The organism is Maribacter litoralis (genome assembly GCF_003075045.1).
Taxonomy (GTDB): domain Bacteria; phylum Bacteroidota; class Bacteroidia; order Flavobacteriales; family Flavobacteriaceae; genus Maribacter; species Maribacter litoralis.
Genome location: NZ_QCZD01000003.1, coordinates 437,863 through 458,392 on the forward strand (window position 1 = coordinate 437,863; position 20,530 = coordinate 458,392).

Genomic DNA, 20,530 nt, shown 5'->3' on the forward strand with positions numbered 1-20,530 from the left:
TTTTTGTTTTAGGTTTTTACGTATTTTAACAATTAAATTCCTAACCAACCATTACAAATGTCCTGCAAAAACTGTTCTTCAACTCTAGTAAACTATTCTTTATTTTGTAATCAATGTGGTGCTAAAATTGTTAATGATAGATTAACTATAAAAGGGCTAGCCACCGACCTTTCGAATAATCTTCTTGGCTGGGACAATAAATTTTTCTTTACCATAAAAAACTTATTATTAAGACCCCATGTTGTCTTCAGAGAATATCTTGGCGGCACAAGAAAGCGCTATATGAATCCTTTTACAATTCTAGGATTAACAACTGCAATAGCTATTTTCTTATTTAATTTTTTTGCTGAACAATATCTAGCTCTTAATATTGAATCTAACATGCAATCAATTACCATGATGTCAAACATGATGGAAAAAAAGCTAGGAAATGATTTTGATAAAATAGCATATGAGCAAGAAACATTGAAAATGGTTACCGACGCAAGCCAATTCATGTTAAAATACTTTAATCTATTAGTAATTTTATTAATGCCACTTTACACCTATATGGCTTTTCTTGTTTACCGAAAACCCTATAATTATGCGGAACATTTGATAATTAACTCTTACATACAAAGCATTTCTTTTATAGTTACATCAATAATCTTTACAATTTCAGTTTTTACATCGCCATCTGTTTATCTTATAACAGTATTCTTTTTAGTTTTTTATTATATATACGCTTATGGAAAACTTTACAATTTAAGCGTTGCAGAATCTATTCTTAAAGTTTTAGTATTTATGGCTATTCTTGCAGGGACTTTAATTATATTTTTTATTTTGTCCATTGGTTTTGGATATATTCTTGCAGCATTATCGTCTTAATTTTAAATACTATCTAAATTTCTAATTTGAACGAAAAAACAAAAGGCTACACCATTCAAGAAGCTACTAAAAAGATAGAAAGTTATTGTGCCTATCAAGATCGTTGCCATAAAGAAGTGGTTTCCAAACTAAAGGATATGGGTATGATCCCATTAGCTATCGATACCATTATAGCCCAACTTATTGAAGACCGGTTCTTAAACGAAGAGCGTTTTGCAAAAAGCTTTGCTCGTGGCAAATTCAAGATTAAAAAATGGGGCAAAAATAGAATTGTTAGGGAACTTAAGTTTAGAGATATTTCTAAATACAATATAACAACAGCATTAAAGGAGATTGAACCCGAAGTATACTTAACTACTTTAGATAACTTAGCTAAAAAAAGACTTGATCAAATTACTGAAACCAATACTCAAAAAAGAAGAAAAAAATTAGCCGATTACCTCTTATACAGGGGCTGGGAAAGTCATTTGGTGTATGAAAAACTGAAAGAACTTATACCCTAAAAGTGTTAATTTTCTACTAGTACCTTAGTATTCTTATTTGTGTTTGTAATAGCCTTCTCATTTTTAGCATCTATCCAATCTTGACCTTTAAGTTTTCGCATTAACACATCGTAATGACGCATGATCAAAATATTATAAAATGCCTTTCCTAAATTTTTAGGATTACGTGCCAAAGCGCGTAGGCTCATAGAAAAACCAGGTGTTTTATACTTCATATAATGCCAAAAACCTTCTGGCATATACAAGACTTCCCCATGTTTTAATGTTGTTTTAAAACCGTTAGCGTTTCTTAATGCCGGCCATTTCTCATAATCAGGATTTGAGAAATCTATACTTTCATGAGTTATGAGGGAATGTGGCACTTTGTAAAGATTCTTTGTTTCCGATTGCGGAAACAACACTACTTCTTTCTCTCCATCAAAATGAAAATGAAAAATATTGGCTAAATCAATATCATAATGCATAAAGGTATAAGAATCTCTTCCTCCAAAAAACAACATTGGCAGCCCTTTCAACAGCTTTAATCCAAAATCTGGAAAACGATAATCTTGTTGCAAGGCCGGTACTTCCTTTAAAATATTCCAAAGAAAAATTCTGTATTTGGTAGGTTCCTTTTTTAAAAGGTCAACATATTCTGCCATTTTCATTTTGGCGTGTGGCTCATTAAAACCATCTTTATGCTGAACCGGTCTATTATCATATAGCGGCACGTTTATATCGCCTGCGACCTCTTTCATATAATCCAAATTCCATTTGGTAAATGCAGGCCAGTCTGCAATAGCCTGTTCCAAAACAACAGGCTTTTGAGGCTTAAAGTAGTTTTCAATAAAGTTGTCCTTAGTAATATTACTTACCCTAGGAATGTTTGCTAACTTCAATTACTCATGGTTTTTTTAGGGAAGCCAAAGGTAATTAACGTTAAGAAAATATTTTCTTAAAAATGTATTAATGTAGTGTTATTCAACAATTTTGACCTTCTGCTTGGCTTTTTCGTTACGCTCAATTGAATGGCCCGGTCTTGTCCATTTAGGTTTTTCGCCCAATGGTTTTAATTGTGAATCCTCTGCTTCTACAGTTTTTGGTTGTGACACTTTGGTAAACGGTTTTTGCGGATTAAGACCTAGCATTTTAAACATCTCCATATCCTCATTTACATCTGGGTTGGGAGTGGTCAACAACTTATCGCCTGCAAAAATTGAGTTTGCTCCTGCAAAGAAACACATTGCCTGTCCTTCTCTACTCATTTCAGTACGCCCAGCCGATAAACGAACTTGGGTCTCTGGCATAACTATTCTAGTAGTAGCTACCATACGTATCATATCCCAAATAGAAACAGGTTCTATATCTTCCATTGGGGTACCTTCTACGGCTACCAGAGCATTAATAGGCACAGATTCCGGTTGCGGGTTCAATGATGTCAAGGCAACCAACATGCCTGCTCTATCTTCCAATGCCTCACCCATACCAATAATACCACCGCTACAAACGGTCACATTACTTTTACGAACATTTTCAATAGTATCTAAACGATCCTCAAAGGCACGTGTAGAAATAACATCTTTATAATAATCTTCTGAAGTATCTAAATTGTGGTTGTAAGCGTATAAACCTGCCTCTGCCAATCGTTTTGCCTGGTTCTCGGTAATCATACCCAAGGTACAGCAAACCTCCATGTCAAGCTTATTGATGGTACGTACCATTTCCAAAACTTGCTCAAATTCAGGACCGTCTTTTACGTTTCTCCAAGCAGCACCCATACATACACGAGAACTACCAGATGCCTTTGCCCTTAGCGCTTGAGCTTTTACTTGAGAAACAGCCATTAGGTCATTACCCTCAATATCGGTATGATAACGTGCCGCTTGCGGACAATAACCACAATCTTCTGGACAACCACCGGTTTTTATGGAAAGTAATGTAGAAACCTGTACCGTATTAGGGTCGTGATTTTTTCTATGCACAGTTGCAGCTTCATAAAGTAGCTCCATTAAAGGCTTATTGTAAATTTCTAATATTTCTTCTTTTGACCAATTATGTCTTGCTTCGCTCATATAATCTTAGGTTGTTACCAGGGTTCAAAAATAACTGAATTTAAATTGAAAAAATAATCGGAGAGTTTTAAATTAATGATTTAAACTTTCTATTCTTTCTTAGAGACTAAAATACTAACCGCATTACCACCAAAGCCTACGGCATTTACTAGAACTTTTTTAAGATCCCGACCTTTATTTTTATGGTCTATAAATGGCACTGAAATCATCTTATTGTTTCGCATCATTAATACCCCCAATTCTAAATTCAGCATACCAGAAGTGGCGAACGTATGACCAATTTTCCATTTATTGGTTGTCATTTGCGGCATGTTTACCCCAAATACTTCTTTGATAGCATTGTATTCGGAAGAATCTCCTTTTATCGTTCCGGGTGCATGCATGATAACCGCATCTACTTCAGCAGGATTTATTCCACCCAAAGCCATTTTCATAGATTTTTGAAAGCATACAGCATTTGCAGAAATAGATGTATTGTGTTTTAAAATTTCGGTTGCAAATCCTACTCCTTCAATAATTGCCAAAGCATGGTCTACAACTCCATTTTCCAAACAAGCTACCGAGGCTGCTTCTCCTAAAATCATAGTATTGTATTCCTTTTCAAAGTTTAACGCTTGGCAAGGATAACTTCGGCTACGCTCAACATCCAAATCATCATTCAACTCGGAAGCTTTTGCATAAATCTTCAATGCCTTCATTTGGGCAATGGTAAAATCGGTCAACGGCGCTTCACTGGCACCCACCAAAAATTTAGTTGACATACCACTTGTTAGCCACGCCACGCCATTTAAAACAGAATGTAAACCTGTTGAACAGGTAATGGAGTGTGATATTTCTGGTCCCGTAGCTCCTAAATCATGAGATACCCATGAAGATATATTACCCAAGGTAGTTGTTGGAGAACTTAAAGTTGATGAAATACCTGTTTCTAAGTATTCAGTATGATATTCTTCGAACAATTTGGTTGCCCCTCTTGAAGACCCCATATTTATTCCGAATTCAGAAGTATTAGTCCAACCAGATTGCTGAATGGCCATTCTAGAAGCTGCCATGGCAAACAACACACTGTTATCTAACTTTTTGTACTTACTATCAGATTCCCTTAATTTTTTCACCAGCGCATTTGCAGATTCTGCCAATGGAGCTACCCAAGTTTTAGCGTTATTTATATCCGCCAAAGAAAAGTAATGGTCGTTATTCTGATAAGCTTTCCAAATTTCTTCTTGAAATGACCCCAATGGGGAAAGTGAAGCTATCGATGTTATAGATATTTTTTCTTTCAATGTAAAATCTAAAATGTATTTAACGCCTCAGTTATTGCTTTATACACCTTTTGCAACTCTTCTTTTGTAATTACAAATGGAGGCAATACATAAACAGTATTGCCCAAAGGTCTTAACAAAACACCTCTTTCCAAAAAGAAATTATACAACTCATCACGTAAATTACCATAACGCTTGGTTTTAATATCTAAATCAATGGCCAAGATTACACCCATAACCCTTACATCTTTCACATTATTATGCGATTTTATCTGTGACAAAAACTCATTATGCGCCAAGTTAATAGCTTCCCGTCTTTCTAATATTTGAGGTGAATTAAGCAACTTTATTCCTGTCAAAGCTGCTGCACAACCTAGTGGGTGGGCACTAAATGTATGAGCATGAAAAAAACCCTTATGTACGTCATCGCTTAAAAACCCGTTGTACACCTCTTGGGAGCAACTGGTAATACTTAATGGAAACATACCGGCCGTTAAAGCCTTGCTCAAGCATATAATATCTGGCGCATTGCGTAAATTTTCAGAGGCAAAGTTTTTCCCCGTTTTACCGAACCCGGTCATTATTTCGTCGGCAATGCATAAAACTTCATATTCTCTACATAGTCCAATTAGAGTGTCTAGCCCTTTAGCGGAGTGGAATTTCATCCCTGCAGCCCCTTGCACTAAAGGCTCAAAAACAAATGCAGCACACTTATTTTGATGTAGTATTTGTGAGAGCTTATCTGTTACCTCGCTTAGGTTATCGCCGGTCGGAACAGGAATACGTTCAACATTTAACAAAAAATCCTCAAACGGTCCGTTGTAAGACGAAAGTCCCGATGCACTCATAGCACCAAAAGTATCACCATGAAAACCGTCTTCAAAAGCAATAAGCGTATCACGCTTTTCGCCTTTATTATGGAAAAACTGCAAGGCCATTTTAATAGCTGCTTCTACAGCCGTAGAGCCATTGTCATTAAAGAATATTTTAGCCTGGTTATCTGGTAGAATTTCCATTAACTTTTCAGACAGTTCAATTGCGGGCTCATGGGTAAGACCACTAAACATTACAAAGTCTAACGTTTGCATCTGCTTGGTAATCGCTGCAACTATCTGTTCGTTAGCATGACCGTACATTACGGTATACCATGATGCAATTGCATCAATATATTCTTTTCCCTCTTCATCAAACAACAAAGCACCTTTTGCCTTTACAATGGGAAGCTGGGGTTTACCAAGCTTGTGTTGTGTTAGCGGGTGCCATAAGTGTTTTTTATCTCTTGTTGATAGATTTTCTCCAGTCATAGAATTTATAATTCGCCATTTTATCTATCTTGCAAAGATCGGGAAATAAACCGCAATAATTAGATGCCCTCAAAAAGAAACAGAAATGCATTTTTAGATTTTTCCCAATTGAAGAATACTACCGTATTCTTACTACTTTCTTTAATTACTTTTTTCATTCGATTTCCTTTTTTCTTTAGAGACTACGTAGACCGTGATGAAAGCACCTTTATACTTCTAGGACAATCATGGGCAGATGGTTTTTTACCATATACCCAACTATGGGATCTAAAACCACCATTGACCTTCGCCTTTTTTGCAACTATCATATCCATATTTGGAAAAAGCTTTGTAGCCATTCGATTTGCAGGTGTTATTCTAGTAGCTATTACCGCATTCTTTACTTATAAAATAGCATTGACATTTGTATCAAAAAAAGCATCTATTATAATTGGCGCATGCTGTATTTTTTTACTTAGTCTCTTTGGCAGCCTACAAGGAGTAATGTCCGAACATATTTGTATTGCGCTCTTTGTACCTGCACTATATATTTTGCAGACTAAAAAAACTGCCCTTTTTATATTCTTATCTGGATTGTTGATGGGTGCAACGGTTATGGTAAAGCTAAACATGGCTTTTCCTATTCTATTTATAGGTCTTTTTTTATGTTATGAAGCTTTTTTCACCAACAGGAATATTCCTTTTTTATATGTGGTTTTATTCGGAATTGGAGCCTTGACCGTTATTTTAACTACCATAATACCTTACTACCTAAGTAACCAAACCTATATTTGGTGGGAATCTGTAATTCTTGCCCCTTTAGAATATACGGGAGCCAGACGTTATTCGGTTTTTAAACTAGCCCCCATTTTCGTAATAACGGGCATATTCTTGCTCTACGCCTACAAAAGCAAAAAACTAAATTTTAAAAGCAGAAACGTACAACTTCTGTTGATTGCCGTTATAGGTGTTTTATTTTCCTTTGTAAAAGGAGGAAGGATAAATGGGCACTACCTGATCCAATTACACCCCATGCTATTAATTTTGGTGGGCAAAGTCGTTTACAATTTAATAAGACAGTATAAACCAAAATTGCCTGCTTATTTAGCCTTCATCGCCTTACTGATACCTGCAGAAAGTTATTTGGAGTATGTAAACGTGTTAAAGAATAAAATTGAAAAAGGCACAATTTTTAACGGGGAAGGCTTTGCCGTACCCCAGTATATTTTAGAACATAATTTAGAAACCAAAAATGTTCTGTTTTTCGAGTACCACATCGGGTATTGGAATTTAAACACGTTACCACCTACAACAGCATCTACTCACCCAAGTAATATTTGCAGAAATGAATTATTTACTTTTTACGGTAATCCCAGAAAAAATTCCGTTGAAGAAATTAAGTACATTATGCATGAACTACGACCCCAAACAGTTGTCATACGAAAGGGAAAACGAATTTTTGACAAAAAAGAAATTGAGGAAAATGAATATATAGACACCTATTTAGCTAAACATTATAAGGTAATCGCCACAGTTGATAATGCAGAAATCTTACAGCGATTATAAAGTACTTAAAATACCCTGAAATTTATCTGCGTATTTTTTAATCACCTCTTTTGTAAATTCTTTTTCCTCTTCTATTCTACCTATTAAGGAAACACCTGTTTTATGCAAAATAATATTTTCGGTGTGTGGGTTAGGTTCTCCACTAAACAACACAGAAACCTCATAACCTTTATGCAATAACCATTTTATGGTCAATAAAGAATGATTGATACTCCCCAAATAATTTCTAGATACAACAACGACCTTATAATCTGGCATTATGATATCAAACATGGTGTCCTCATCATTAAGCGGCACTAATATACCTCCAGACCCCTCTATGATCAAATTATTATCTGTTTCGGGTTCGGTAATATGGAACCTATCAATAGTTATCCCTTCAATCTCAGCAGCCGCATGCGGACTCATGGGCAATTTAAGATTATAACTACTTGGGTGAAACTTAGATTTATCATTAGAAATTAAACGCTTTACCTTATCCGTATCAGTATTATCTAAGTCTCCTGCTTGAACCGGTTTCCAATAATCTGCTTGTAAAGCTTCAACAAAAATTGCAGATGCAATGGTCTTACCTACTTCTGTTGAAATTCCTGTTACAAAAATCTTTTGCATATACTTTTACTTTGAATTAGTGATCATGTTACAATTTAGGCACTTATATTTTCTTTTCTCGAAAAATGGAAAAAGTTTATAAAATATACCCTTCCTGTTATAATATGGTTCAGACCTTTGATCTTTGCAGTTTGGGCATACAATAGGTTTACCATCATTACCCAAAGCATAAGTTCTTATATTGTCATATATGGCTATTGCCCTATCCTTATCTTTTGAATATACCTGTAACTTTACACCACCAATGGCATTACTGATCAATGGGTCTGAATTCAAGGTATTTTCATCTCTAAGAAATACAGGTATACCTTCTGACTCTAATTTGCCTTTTACAATCTGAACATCTGCAACATATTCAAAAGATGCCAATTGATAAAATTTACTCTCCATATTCTTAAATATAACTAGCCAATAATTTTATCAAAAGTCCAATTTCTTCCTTTGAATTATAACTATGCAAGCATATTCTTAATCTTTCTTGACCTTTTGGCACTGTTGGGGCGAGAACGGCTTTAATATTAAAGCCTTTATCCAATAACTTTTTCGCTACTTGTTTTGCACTTTTTGACCCCGGTATAATACAACCTTGTATAGCCGAATTACTTGGTATAAATGATTCTTCTAATTTATGAGTGACAATCTGTTTTTTAAAGAATTCAATGTTTTCCATCAATATTCTTTTTGGCTCTTTTCCCAGTTCTTCTAAAAATTCATGTGCGGTTATGATCGTGGCTAGCGTATGTGGTGTTAGTGCCGTGGTATATATAAAAGGTTTCGCAAAATTCACTAGAAAATCTTTTAAATCGTCAGCACCAAGTATTGCCGCACCATGACAACCAAATCCTTTGCCAAAAGTTACCGTTCTGGCAAAAACATCTTTTTCCAATTTTAAAGAAGGTACGAGCCCTTCTCCATAATCACCGAAAATTCCAACGGCATGGGCTTCATCTACAATTAAACAATACCCGTTTGACTTAGAATATTTGGCAAACGCTTTTAAATCGGGCGAATCCCCATCCATAGAAAAAACGCTTTCCGTAACAACATAAACGGTATATTCCTCATATTCATTTCGAGCCGTATTTAGTTCTATTTTTTCTTTTAAACTTGATAGGCTATTGTGTGAAAAACTATATGACTTCGCATTACTTAAACGTAAACCTTCACGTATACTTGCGTGTATATACTCATCGTAAAAAACCAAGTCTCCTTTTTGGGGAACAGAGCTAAAAAGCCCCATATTGGCATCATAACCAGAATTAAAGACTAGAGCTGCATTCGATTTATAAAAAGTAGCCAATTGTGATTCAAGCTTAGAATACAACTTATGGTTTCCAGATAAAAGCCTAGATCCACCCGAACCATTGGCAGCAACACTTTCTGTAAGCAACAATTGAAATGTTTTTGAAAATAAGGTTTCATTAGTTGCAAAACCTAAATAATCGTTCGACAAAAAGTCTATTGACCCATCTGTAGCCTGTAGTGTTCTAAAAGCATCTTCTTTCTTACGTGTTTCTAAAAAACTCTTTAATTTACCTGGCAGTTTGATCATTTCACAAAAATAGCTTTTCTCTGAATTGATTATAACTAAATCGAAGATTTCCCGTAAATTTTATATCAACATTCAAAACCTATTGAATATACTTTAAACATTGATTAAAATGATTACGAATTTCATTTTATCAATCTGATTAATAATTACTTATCCTTTCAAAAAATTCAAAAAAATTAGATAAAAAGTCATAGAAAATGATTGATTTACAAAATCAAATACTATTTTTGCGTCTTTTTTTAAAGAAATTTCTTACTTTAATTTTAAGGTATTAGAATAAGTAACTATCTTCTTACAAAGATAATAATGAAAGGGAGTAATATTTTAGATACGAACAGATTAGAAGCATTGATTTCTTTCGATGTTATGGATACTCATCCTGAAGCTATCTATGATGAAATTACATCTTTAGCCGCTTCTATTTGTAATACCCCTGTAAGCTTAATTTCATTAGTTGATGATAAAAGGCAGTTTTTTAAATCGCACTTCGGATTTAACGGTAATGGAACTCCTTTAAAAGAATCTTTTTGCAAGCATGTTATTACCGACGATTTAAATGTACTGGTAGTAGAGGACACTCATGCAGACAAACGATTTCAAGACAATAAACTTGTTACAGAAGATCCCAATGTAGGTTTTTATGCCGGTGCCTCATTAACCACAGCCGATGGACACCGACTTGGTACATTATGTGTTATCGATTATGAATCAAGGCAACTAAATGAAACCCAAATAGACGGACTACAAACCCTAGCCAAACAAGTTGTTCATCTGTTAGAGTTACGAAAGGCCAAAGTACTTGAGCAAAAACAAAAAATTGAACTTGAAAAAAAAGGGCGGTTACTAGATAATGTCGTTTCTGCTACCGGAATAGGAATTTGGGAACGTAACTTAGTAAAAGATACTTTCACTTTAAATGAAGAAGGCATTGCTATTTTTGGCATTGACCAAAATACCTTAGACAACTTTAAGACCGATGATTGGTTTAAGTTAATTTATCCAGCCGATTTACCCCTAGTACAGAAAAAAATGCTGGAGTGCCTAAAATACCCATCTAAAGATTGCAGCGTGCAATATAGATTGTTGCAAAAAAATGGGGAATTTAAATGGGTGCATGAAAAAGGAAAAGTGCTTAAATGGAACGACGCTAAAGAGCCGTTATCCATGTACGGCACCATACAAGACATTACCCAGAAAAAAACATTTACCACAGAGCTTCAACGAGTTAAGAACAACCAAGAAGCTATGATCAACAGTACAAGAGATCTCATGTGGTCAATTGACTTGGATTTTAACCTGATTACCGCAAACACTGCATTTCACGAACTTGTAAAGAAAATACAAGGCAAGCCTTTTGAAGAAGGCAACTCAGTATTTTCTGAAAGTGTACCACAAAGTGTAACCGAAAAATGGAGGACTTACTATAAAAAAGCCCTTGAATCGGGCAGTTTTTCGGTAAAACAAAAAATACAAGATCCAGATAAATTTTGGACAACATACGGACTTACTTCTTTTGACCTCATGTATAATAAAGAGGGAGAAACAATTGGTATCGCTTGTTTTTCAAAAGACATTACTTCAGAAATATTATCACAGCAAGTATTGATCAGCGCAAAAGCGGAGATGCAAAAAATAATGGATACTTCTTTAGATATAATATGTACTATTGACGAAGAAGGGTATTTCTTAAGCATCAACAAAGCAGTCAAACAAGTATGGGGGTATGCACCCAAAGAGATTATTGGAACAAATTATATAGAATTAGTATACCAAGAAGACCATAAAGTAACCGAACAATCTGCCGCATCGGTATTGTCTGGAGAAAAAGTAGTCAATTTTGAAAACAGATATGTACATAAAAATGGTCATGTTGTACCTATGCTTTGGTCTTCTAACTGGGACGAAAAAGATCGCGTATATTATTGTATAGCTAGAGATAATACCGAAAAGAAAAAAGCCGAACTACAGTTAGAGCATAGTGAACGGCTATTCAAAACATTAGTACAAGAAAGTAGTGATATTATTTCCATTACAGACCTTGAAGGCAATTTTACATATGTAAGTCCAAGTTCTATAAATGTCATTCAAATAAGTCCAGAGGAATTGATTGGCACCAATGCTTTTGACTATGTTCACCCCGATGATATTGAACAAGTAGCACAATCTTTTAGTTTAATTGCTGAACAAAAATCGGTTCAAATAGCACCATATAGATTTAAAAACAAAAAAGGTGAATGGCGATGGTTTATTGCTAATGTATCTAACCAACTAAATTCACCTACAATAGAAGGCGTCATTGTTACATCTAGGGATATACATGAAACGCGAGAAGCCAAAGAGCAATTAATACAAAGTGAACGACGTTTCAAAACCTTGGTACAAGAAGGTAGCGATATGATTTGCTTAATAGATGAAAAAGCCGACTTCACCTATGCTAGTCCTACCTCAATAAAAGTATTGAATATTACACCTGAACAATTTATAGGTACTAATGCTTTCGATTATATTCACCCCGATGATTATGAAACCGTTTACAACGAATTCATTAAGGTTTTAAAAATACCTCAAGTAAATATAAAACCTTTTAGGTTTAAGCATGGCGACGGTCATTGGGTATGGCTAGAGACCGTTATTACGAATAAAATTGACGAACCTACGTTAAAAGGTATTGTTGCCAATTCTAAAGATGTTACAACCAAGGTTCAACATTTAAAAGCAATTGAAGAACAAAACGCCCAATTGAAAAAAATTGCCTGGACTCAATCTCATATCGTTAGAGCTCCCGTGGCACGCCTAATGGGCTTAGTTGAACTTTTACGAGACGATAAAGAAAAATTAAAACAAGAAGAAAGAGAACAGATTCTCAATTATATAATAACATCTGCAGATGAAATTGATCATGTCATTAAAGATATTGTTGACAATACGATAAATGCGATCGATTTAGACGAAAATACATGAAAAACAAACTTATAATAGTTGAGGACGACCCCATTTTTACATTTTTGCTTGAAAAGGGAATTAACCATGCTGAAATAAAAGGTGAACAGCTCATTTTTTCAAATGGTAAACCCGCTATGGAATATCTGAATAACGATTATTCCGACTCCTATAACTACATTATTTTTCTAGATCTCAATATGCCCGTAATGAACGGTTGGGAATTTATGGACAATCTAGAAACCATAGCAAATACAAATAACTGCATGGTTTTTGTTCTAACTTCATCTTCCTATAGACATGATATTGAACTCTTAAAGAAAAAGGACCTGGTTGCCGATTTTGTTACCAAACCAATTACTGAATTTCATTTAAAAGGCATTAAAAATATAATTGTAGAAAAATTTGAGGAGCACTAGGTTCTTTAAAACCTACATTTACCTACCATAAATTCATTTTAAAATTCACTTTGCCATAATTCGTGTATTAGCTTCATTATCTTAGCTAAAAAACTAAGTATGCGCTATCTAATTATTTTTCTTTTTTTTGTTCTACACACTTTTGGCACTTTTGCTCAAACCAACGCTTACACCATATCATTTGAGAATGCTATTCATCATGAAGCGAACATTACGGCATCGTTCGTTGGTGTAGCTGAAGACACCTTATCGCTCAGAATGAGTAGAACCTCACCAGGTAGATACGCACTTCATGAATTTGCCAAAAATGTATATAATTTCAAGGCAACTGACGGTAAAGGAACTAGTTTGAATATTACCAGAACTACCCCATATGAATGGAACGTTTCTGGACATGACGGTACTGTTAAAATTACATATACACTATATGCAAATAGAGGTGATGGCACCTATTCGCAAATAGACGAAACCCATGCACATTTAAATATACCGGCTACATTTATGTACGCCTCTTCTCTAAAAGACAGAAAAATAGAAGTAGATTTTAAAACCAGAGATGACCTTAAGTGGAAGGTGGCCACGCAACTACCGCATGTAAACAACAATACGTATAGCGCGCCTAATCTATATTATTTTATGGATAGCCCAACGGAGTTGAGCAACCATAAGGTTCGCGAATTCACTGTAGACGGTCAAACCATTAAATTAGCTTTGCACGACCCTGGTACCGAAGAAGAAGCTGATCAATATTTTGAGAAAGTAAAAAAAGTTGTGCTTGCCGAAAAGGAGGTTTTTGGTGAACTACCTACATTTGATTATGGATCGTATACCTTTTTAGCCTGCTATATACCAAATGCCTCTGGTGATGGCATGGAGCATAGAAATTCTACCATTTTAACTAGCACTAGGACTTTAGCAAATGGCGGCATGGATGGTAATATCGGGACCGTTTCTCATGAGTTTTTTCACAGTTGGAACGTTGAACGTATACGACCAAAATCTTTAGAACCTTTTAATTTTGAAGAAGCCAACATGAGCGGTGAGCTTTGGTTTGCAGAAGGTTTTACCAGCTACTACACCAATTTGATACTTTGCAGAGCAGGATTGATAACTCCCGAAAAGTATGTTGAAGGATTAACCGGCACATTCAATTATGTTTGGAACTCTCCTGCGCGTCAATTTTTCAATCCTATAGAAATGAGCTACCAAGCTCCATTTGTAGATGCGGCAACTTCTGTAGATCCTGTGAATAGAGAGAACACATTTATTTCTTATTATTCTTATGGAAGTGTATTAGGTTTAGCCCTAGACCTTTCTTTAAGAGAGCGCGGTTTAAATTTAGATGATTTCATGAAACTTGTGTGGACTACCTACGGGAAATCTGAAAATTCATATACCATTGAAAACTTGAATAAAACTTTAAACACCTACGTTGGCGAAGATTTTGGTAATAACTTCTTTAATAGTTTTATCTACAAAAGCGAAATGCCAAGCTATACCGAACTATTTAAAACTGTTGGGGTAAGTGTATCTCAAAACAAAGAAGCAGCTTATTTTGGCGCCGCTGTATCTATAACAGATGATTTAAATAGTAAAATTCGAAGCAATACCAAAATTGGGAGTCCTGCTTATATTGCCGGGCTAGATAAAGGCGATATCATTACCGCTATTAATGGCGAAAAATTCCCTAACGGCATTCAGTTCAACAAATTCATAGAAAATGAATTTAAGCCAAACGACAATCTTTCAATAACCTTTTTACGGGATGGTATGGAAAGGAAAACCGAAGTCACCTTGACCGCTAACCCTCACTATACTATTAGCTTGATTGAGAAAAATGAGGAAACTCCTTCAAAAAAAATATTAAAAGCCCGCAAAGCTTGGTTAAAAGTTGAGTAAATGAATTTAATATATACCACCGCCACAACAAATGAAGAATTAATACAGATTCTTTCTTTACAGCAGATGAATTTAAAATCTTCTGTTTCTAGCGATGAAATGGAAAAAGAAGGTTTCGTTACTGTACACCACACTTTAGATGTACTTACTAGAATGAATAATGCTTGTCCGCATATTATTGCGAAAGATGGAGATAAGGTAGTTGGTTATGCCCTTTCAATGACCGATGACTTTAAAGATGAAATCTCTGTTTTAAGACCGATGTTTACCGAATTAGAAAACGTAAACATTCAAAATTTTATTACCATGGGGCAAATCTGTGTTGCTAAGACCCATAGAAAAATGGGGATTTTTCGCGGACTTTACAACGCTATGAAAATTGCCTCTTACCCAAAATACGATGCCATTATCACTGAAGTTGACGCAACTAACGCCCGTTCTTTAGGGGCACATTTCGCTGTAGGATTTGAGAAAATTTGTACTTACACTTCTTTAGGGCAAGATTGGGAATTGATTTCTTTGAGGACTGGTTAATGAAAACAAGTTTAAGTCTATGACTTAAAATTTATAACTTAAAGTATTGTTAGATTAATCTGTAAAAGGAATTACGAATGTAAATGATTTGTTTGGCGTGAAAATTAATGCAAATGCAAATGACTTGGAAAAGAAAAATGCAATTGACGCTATTAACAGATTCTTAAACTAAGATGAATTATGAAGTATTTTGGAATGGGCGAAGGTTCATTAGGTTGGCAACTGTACTGTAGCCAAGAAGAAACTGCTCGTTTGCAGTTAGATACACATTTACAAAGAAATAGAGAAAGGTGGGAAAACCCAGAACCTATTCTATTATACGTAGACACTAATGTTCCAGATCATGAACAATTAGACTTTAATAATCCCATATTACGTAATACCATGTTATGGTCTAGCGGTGGTGGAAGTCGAAAATGGCATAAAGCTGCTTTTACACCTTTTACAAGAGGTATATGTTTAAGTGACGAATTGTTTAAAGTTTTAAATGATTTTACTTTAACGGAAGATCAATTCTTAGAATTGAAAGTGGGCAATTATCAAAAAAAGACCGAAAATAAATATTGGTTATTTTACCCTATTAAACAATGGAACTACCCACATCTAAGTATTGAGAATTCAGTATTTAAAAAAGTGAATAAAAATAATATAGATGACATAACAATCATAAAAGCATTACCATATGATGAATTACTTGAGATAAAAAAAGCCAACCACAAGAATTATGAATTTAACCCTTCTGTTTTAAGCTTAAACAAAGGCTATGATTTCTTATATGACGGTTACACGTTTATTGTATCCGAACGATTAAGAAACGCCATAGAAGAAGCTGGTATGACAGATGTTACCTTTTATGATTTGGAATATGAGGTAATAGTTCCTGAAGGAAATATTTAACACAAGTAGAATGAATAAAAACTACATATATCATAATATTTTTTTGTTCAGCGTACTTAGTAGCAATACTAACTTTACTACTACGGCTTTTGTTTTATATTCTTCAGAAACGCATAAGGTAATTTCAAAAGACAGCTTGCTATCTACCCGAAGACATAGCCAGACCCTATTAAAAAAGATACCACTATAACCAAACTAGTTGCTAAAGACCCTTTAATGGAGCAATGACAAAAAGAAGTAGGATAAAACTAAAGAATTTATTGAATTTGAAATAAGAAATGGAGCTGAATTTTTTTCTAAGTTAGAAAACTCCAATAAAGTTTTATAATTTAATACTAAAATAAGAATATACAGAGAAGAGATACACAAATCTTTTAGTAGTGGTGATGGCGAAAATATTATTGATACTGTACAAATTTTCAAGAAATGATAAATAATAGTTTTTTAGATGAATTTATTGACATAGTAAACCAAAGCGAAATATTTTCTGATTTTAAATTTGCAACTAGTAAGGAAGGCTATTTACAATATTTTGATGAGAATGATAACTCATTTAGTAGTGTAATTTTAACAGGTGATGATACAGACTCAATTGGTTTTGGTTTATCAATTACTTTCAAGAGTATTGAATCATTAATGACGAAACCGAAAATAGAAAATTGGTTAGACGACAGATATGATATTTCTGTTAGAATGTATGAACATTCTGCCTGTACAGGTTATGAATTTTTTAAAGGCTTTGATGAAGAATTACCAATTAAAGTTAATAGTAAAGAAACTTTAAAAAGAGCTGTTGAGTTGGCTAAAATAGCTGTTGAACAAGATATTAAACCTTTTTTTGATTACTGGAGTTCAATTACCGTTTTTTTACCCTGGTTACAAACAGAAAAATATGATGATTGGACTGCCTTGTATAAAGTTTTAGGTCCAAAATTTCTAGAAAAAAAATTGATTATTTGGTATCAAACCAATCATCCTGAATATGAAGATTTCAAAAATTTCAATTTAGACCGTCTTCAAAAACGTATAACAGATAATTCAAATGAAAACCCTGAAAAAACAAAAAAAATATTAACTGGTTTGAATGAATTAATTACCCGCCTAGAAAAAACAAAACCAATTTACAAATGGGATAATTCATATTTAAAAGTTAAACCATTTAAAGGTCAACTTCCTTTAATATAGACCCCGCTAGCGCAAGCGTCACGCTTACATCTATAACAGTAAGAATTTTAACACGTAACAAAGATTCAAATTTAATCTATACCTCTCTGTAGTTTTACTGATAAGGAAAGATAACAGAAATCATTTTTTTAAATTTTATTATTGTTTATCGATAATTTTTATATATTTGTTATCGATAAACAACAATTAAATTATATGAGAAATCTTCTTACTGCACTCAAATGGCTTATTAATTTTTTAATTTTTTCCGTACTAATATCCATTATTATAAACTTAGGTGAATTATCAAAATACGTTCTTACAAAATTTGATTTGCTTCAATATTCTGGTGAAGAAAATAGCTGGATACTAATGCTTTTAATTCCTTTACTAACTATTTTATTACAAGGTTATATATTCTGGCTTCTTTTGAAATTTAGAAAAGTAATACCCGATTTTAAAACGGATACAATATTTACAGAGAATAATAGTGCTATTTTTAGAAAGGTCGGTAACGGACTTATAATCTATTCTGTATTAATTTTTTTTATAAGGTTAATAGAAAAATCCTTTGAAATATCTTCAGAATATGGTGTTTCTGCTTCATATACCTTAGGTAAAAATTTCGGAACGGTACTAGGCGGAAGAATATCACTTTTAGTAATAGCTATTTTTCTACTTATTATAGCTAGATTAATAAAAGAAGGTTATCAGCTAAAGAATGAAAACGACCTAACCATATAACTATGAGTATCGTCGTAAACTTAAACACCGTATTAGCAGAGCGAAATTTGAAAAGTAAAGAACTCGCTGAAATGATAGGTATAACCGAAGCTAACCTTTCTATTCTAAAATCAGGCAAAGCTAAAGCAATTCGTTTCTCTACTCTAGAGGCTATTTGTAAAGCTTTAGATTGTCAACCCGCTGATATTTTAGCATATGAAAAGGAATAAAAAAGGCTACACTTTTCAGTGTAGCCTTTAAAACTTATTACGTATTCTACTTACTAATCTGCAAGTACAATTACTTTATTATTCTTAAGCTCAATAGTACCGCTAGAAATTTCTAAAACCGTATTTCCGGCAGCATCTTTAGTAAACTTAGAAGCATAATCTTTATCTAATGTTATATTACCAGCTACCTTTACTTTTCCTTCTTGTAACAAAGAAACAATAGGTGCGTGGTCTTTCAACATTTGAAACTCACCGTTTATACCTGGTACCGTAACCGAAGTTACTTCGCCTGCAAATAATGTTGCTTCTGGTGATACAATTTCTAAATACATATCTCTTTTAGTTATGAGTTATGAGCTATGAGTTATGAGTTTCAATTCTGAACTCTGAACCTTGAACTCTGAACTTAATTACGCTTCAGTCAACATTTTTTCACCAGCTTCAATAGCCTCTTCGATTGTACCTTTAAGGTTAAAAGCAGATTCTGGTAAGTGATCTAATTCACCATCCATAATCATGTTAAATCCTTTGATAGTCTCTTTGATATCTACCAAGACACCTGGTATACCTGTAAATTGCTCCGCTACGTGGAATGGTTGAGATAGGAAACGTTGTACACGTCTTGCTCTACCTACGGCAGATTTATCTTCTTCAGATAATTCTTCCATACCCAAAATAGCAATAATATCTTGAAGCTCTTTATATCGTTGTAAAAGCTCTTTTACTCTCTGTGCACATGCATAGTGCTCTTTTCCTAAAATTTCAGCTGTAAGAATTCTAGAAGTAGAATCTAAAGGATCTACCGCAGGGTAAATACCAAGCTCTGCAATTTTACGAGACAATACCGTTGTTGCATCTAAGTGAGCAAACGTTGTTGCCGGTGCTGGATCCGTTAAATCATCCGCTGGTACGTAAACCGCCTGTACAGATGTAATAGAACCTCTTTTTGTTGATGTAATACGCTCTTGCATAGCACCCATTTCAGTTGCCAATGTTGGTTGGTAACCTACCGCAGATGGCATACGACCCAATAGTGCCGATACCTCAGAACCTGCTTGTGTAAAACGGAAAATGTTATCTACGAAGAAAAGTACATCTTTACCTTGACCTTCACCTGCTCCATCACGGAAATATTCAGCAATTGTCAAACCTGAAAGTGCAACTCTAGCACGTGCTCCTGGTGGTTCGTTCATTTGTCCGAAAACGAAAGTTGCTTTTGAACCTTTCATTGCCTCTTTATCTACTTTGGTCAAATCCCATCCGCCTTCTTCCATAGAATGCATGAAATCATCACCGTACTTTATAATACCAGATTCTAACATCTCACGAAGTAAATCATTTCCTTCACGAGTTCTTTCACCTACACCAGCAAATACAGAAAGACCACCATGACCTTTCGCAATGTTGTTGATCAATTCTTGAATCAATACGGTTTTACCAACTCCTGCACCACCAAATAATCCAATTTTACCACCTTTTGCATAAGGCTCAATCAAATCGATAACCTTAATACCTGTGAATAAAACCTCGGTAGACGTAGAAAGGTCTTCGAATTTTGGCGCCTCTCTATGTATTGGAAGACCATCTTCACCAGCTTTAGGCAAATCACCTAAACCATCGATAGCATCACCAATTACATTGAACAAACGACCATATACGTCATCACCTACCGGCATTTGAATCGCACTACCTGTAGCCACAACTTCAACCCCTCTACTAAGACCATCGGTAGAATCCATAGAAATAGTTCTTACCGTATTCTCGCCAACATGAGATTGTACTTCCAAAACCAATTTTGATTTATCCTTATTTTCAATTTCCAAGGAATCATAGATTTTAGGAAGATCTGCACCTGATTGAAATTCTACATCAACTACGGGGCCAATGATTTGCGAAACTTTACCTGTAACTTTTGACATTACTTATATGTTTATATATTACGTTTAATAAAACCTGAAAAATATGCTCTCATTTTCAGGCTGCAAAGATATAGTTTTCAGATTTAAAGAAAAATTGTTTTTTTTCTTT

The 20,530-nt window shown here is 34.4% G+C and carries 20 protein-coding genes; 11 read left to right on the forward strand and 9 right to left on the reverse strand.

Annotated elements, in window-relative coordinates:
- Window positions 1–57: 57 nt before the first annotated feature.
- Complete coding sequence (locus DCS95_RS13395; protein WP_116771293.1) at window positions 58–867, forward strand: DUF3667 domain-containing protein; 810 nt, start codon at window positions 58–60, stop codon at window positions 865–867.
- Between the two features lie 26 nt (window positions 868–893).
- Complete coding sequence (locus DCS95_RS13400) at window positions 894–1,370, forward strand: regulatory protein RecX (RefSeq protein WP_116771294.1); 477 nt, start codon at window positions 894–896, stop codon at window positions 1,368–1,370.
- Window positions 1,371–1,375: 5 nt separating this feature from the next.
- On the opposite strand, the gene DCS95_RS13405 is transcribed toward DCS95_RS13400, so the two are convergent.
- From DCS95_RS13405 to bioA, 4 genes are all read right to left on the reverse strand, one after another.
- Complete coding sequence (locus DCS95_RS13405) at window positions 1,376–2,248, reverse strand: cupin-like domain-containing protein (RefSeq protein WP_116771295.1); 873 nt, start codon at window positions 2,246–2,248, stop codon at window positions 1,376–1,378.
- Window positions 2,249–2,326: 78 nt separating this feature from the next.
- Window positions 2,327–3,421, reverse strand: coding sequence for a biotin synthase BioB (gene bioB, locus DCS95_RS13410; RefSeq protein WP_116771296.1), 1,095 nt, complete (start codon window positions 3,419–3,421; stop codon window positions 2,327–2,329).
- A gap of 89 nt (window positions 3,422–3,510) precedes the next feature.
- A complete protein-coding gene (locus tag DCS95_RS13415) occupies window positions 3,511–4,704 on the reverse strand; it encodes a beta-ketoacyl synthase N-terminal-like domain-containing protein (protein WP_116771297.1) in 1,194 nt (397 codons plus the stop codon).
- An 8-nt stretch (window positions 4,705–4,712) separates the two neighbouring features.
- Window positions 4,713–5,987, reverse strand: a complete 1,275-nt coding sequence (gene bioA, locus DCS95_RS13420; RefSeq protein WP_116771298.1) for an adenosylmethionine--8-amino-7-oxononanoate transaminase — start codon at window positions 5,985–5,987, stop codon at window positions 4,713–4,715.
- Window positions 5,988–6,050: 63 nt separating this feature from the next.
- Between bioA and DCS95_RS13425 the strand changes: the two genes are divergently transcribed.
- Window positions 6,051–7,532: an ArnT family glycosyltransferase gene (locus tag DCS95_RS13425; protein ID WP_116771299.1), complete on the forward strand. Its 1,482-nt coding sequence runs from the start codon at window positions 6,051–6,053 to the stop codon at window positions 7,530–7,532.
- Here DCS95_RS13425 and bioD read toward each other — a convergent pair.
- From bioD to DCS95_RS13440, 3 genes are read right to left on the reverse strand one after another with little or no spacing between them, the layout of a single operon-like run.
- Entirely contained in the window at window positions 7,527–8,144 is a 618-nt protein-coding gene (bioD, locus tag DCS95_RS13430) for a dethiobiotin synthase (protein ID WP_116771300.1), read from the reverse strand. The two genes, DCS95_RS13425 and bioD, sit on opposite strands and share 6 nt — an antisense overlap.
- A gap of 6 nt (window positions 8,145–8,150) precedes the next feature.
- A complete protein-coding gene (locus DCS95_RS13435) occupies window positions 8,151–8,534 on the reverse strand; it encodes a putative signal transducing protein (RefSeq protein WP_116771301.1) in 384 nt (127 codons plus the stop codon).
- Window positions 8,535–8,538: 4 nt separating this feature from the next.
- Window positions 8,539–9,696 carry an aminotransferase class I/II-fold pyridoxal phosphate-dependent enzyme gene (locus DCS95_RS13440; protein WP_116771302.1) on the reverse strand — a complete coding sequence of 386 codons (1,158 nt, stop codon included), beginning with the start codon at window positions 9,694–9,696 and terminating at the stop codon, window positions 8,539–8,541.
- Between the two features lie 306 nt (window positions 9,697–10,002).
- Between DCS95_RS13440 and DCS95_RS13445 the strand changes: the two genes are divergently transcribed.
- From DCS95_RS13445 to DCS95_RS13480, 8 genes are all read left to right on the forward strand, one after another.
- Window positions 10,003–12,657: a PAS domain S-box protein gene (locus tag DCS95_RS13445; protein WP_116771303.1), complete on the forward strand. Its 2,655-nt coding sequence runs from the start codon at window positions 10,003–10,005 to the stop codon at window positions 12,655–12,657.
- Window positions 12,654–13,055 (forward strand): response regulator, encoded by a 402-nt coding sequence (locus tag DCS95_RS13450; protein WP_116771304.1) that lies wholly within the window; start codon window positions 12,654–12,656, stop codon window positions 13,053–13,055. The genes DCS95_RS13445 and DCS95_RS13450 overlap by 4 nt, the downstream gene beginning before the upstream one ends.
- A 99-nt stretch (window positions 13,056–13,154) precedes the next feature.
- Entirely contained in the window at window positions 13,155–14,954 is a 1,800-nt protein-coding gene (locus DCS95_RS13455; RefSeq protein ID WP_116771305.1) for a M61 family metallopeptidase, read from the forward strand.
- Window positions 14,955–15,488: a GNAT family N-acetyltransferase gene (locus DCS95_RS13460; RefSeq protein ID WP_116771306.1), complete on the forward strand. Its 534-nt coding sequence runs from the start codon at window positions 14,955–14,957 to the stop codon at window positions 15,486–15,488.
- A gap of 180 nt (window positions 15,489–15,668) precedes the next feature.
- Entirely contained in the window at window positions 15,669–16,385 is a 717-nt protein-coding gene (locus DCS95_RS13465; RefSeq protein WP_116771307.1) for a hypothetical protein, read from the forward strand.
- A 426-nt stretch (window positions 16,386–16,811) separates the two neighbouring features.
- Window positions 16,812–17,570 carry a hypothetical protein gene (locus DCS95_RS13470; protein WP_116771308.1) on the forward strand — a complete coding sequence of 253 codons (759 nt, stop codon included), beginning with the start codon at window positions 16,812–16,814 and terminating at the stop codon, window positions 17,568–17,570.
- A 195-nt stretch (window positions 17,571–17,765) separates the two neighbouring features.
- The gene (locus DCS95_RS13475) at window positions 17,766–18,293 is read left to right on the forward strand and encodes a DUF2975 domain-containing protein (protein ID WP_116771309.1); all 528 of its coding nucleotides are present in this window, start codon (window positions 17,766–17,768) and stop codon (window positions 18,291–18,293) included.
- Between the two features lie 2 nt (window positions 18,294–18,295).
- Entirely contained in the window at window positions 18,296–18,502 is a 207-nt protein-coding gene (locus DCS95_RS13480; protein WP_036157206.1) for a helix-turn-helix domain-containing protein, read from the forward strand.
- Between the two features lie 53 nt (window positions 18,503–18,555).
- Here DCS95_RS13480 and DCS95_RS13485 read toward each other — a convergent pair whose 3' ends face one another.
- On the reverse strand, window positions 18,556–18,834 hold the full coding sequence (locus DCS95_RS13485; protein ID WP_116771310.1) for a F0F1 ATP synthase subunit delta/epsilon: 279 nt from the start codon (window positions 18,832–18,834) through the stop codon (window positions 18,556–18,558).
- Between the two features lie 78 nt (window positions 18,835–18,912).
- Window positions 18,913–20,421 carry a F0F1 ATP synthase subunit beta gene (atpD, locus tag DCS95_RS13490; protein WP_116771311.1) on the reverse strand — a complete coding sequence of 503 codons (1,509 nt, stop codon included), beginning with the start codon at window positions 20,419–20,421 and terminating at the stop codon, window positions 18,913–18,915.
- Window positions 20,422–20,530: the final 109 nt, after the last annotated feature.